1 protein-coding gene is annotated in these 618 nt (G+C 69.6%); it reads left to right on the top strand.

What is annotated here, in order from left to right:
• Window positions 1–218: 218 nt before the first annotated feature.
• On the top strand, window positions 219–618 hold a 400-nt coding region (locus TN53_RS41730), incomplete at its 3' end, for an acyltransferase (protein ID WP_046264116.1).

Raw genomic sequence — 618 nt, 5'->3', positions numbered from 1 at the left:
GAGCAGGCCGGTGCATCCCGGCGTGGTCGCCACCGACTTCGCCTCCCACGGAGCCGCGGCCATGCGGCCGCACATGGCCGCGGCCGACACCGTGCAACCCGATGAACCGTGCCAAGACGCCGTATTCCTTGAACCGTTGGCTTCGATCATGCTGAAGCGCGCAGCACCTGACCGCCGCCCGCGCTCCCAACGCACTCGACACCACGGGAAAGAGCCCCATGACGGACTCGAACGCCGCCACCGCGCCCGCCCTGTTCGACTACTCGCCCTGGCTCTACTGGACCCAGGCCACCGACGACGACCGCGCCCGGCAGCGCGCCTTCCAGCAGACGATGCGCAAGACGGGCGCCGAGTACAGCATCGGCGAGGACTGCTACGTCTCCCCGCTGGCCGCGGTCCAGAACGAGCAGCTCCACCTCGGACCCCGCAGCTATATCGCGGCCGGCGCCTATCTGACCGGCACTCTGCGCACCGGCCGGGACTGCACCGTCAACCCCTACACCGTGGTCCGCGGCACCATCGAACTCGGCGACGCCGTACGCATCGGAGCCCACACCTCCCTGCTCGCGTTCAACCACGGATACGAGGACCCCGACACCGAGGTGTTCCGCCAGCCGC

It is taken from the genome of Streptomyces sp. WM6386 (genome assembly GCF_000972385.1).
In the GTDB taxonomy this organism is placed as follows: domain Bacteria; phylum Actinomycetota; class Actinomycetes; order Streptomycetales; family Streptomycetaceae; genus Streptomyces.
Note: the sequence above shows the minus strand (reverse complement) of the source record. Positions and strands in the feature narration are given on the sequence as shown.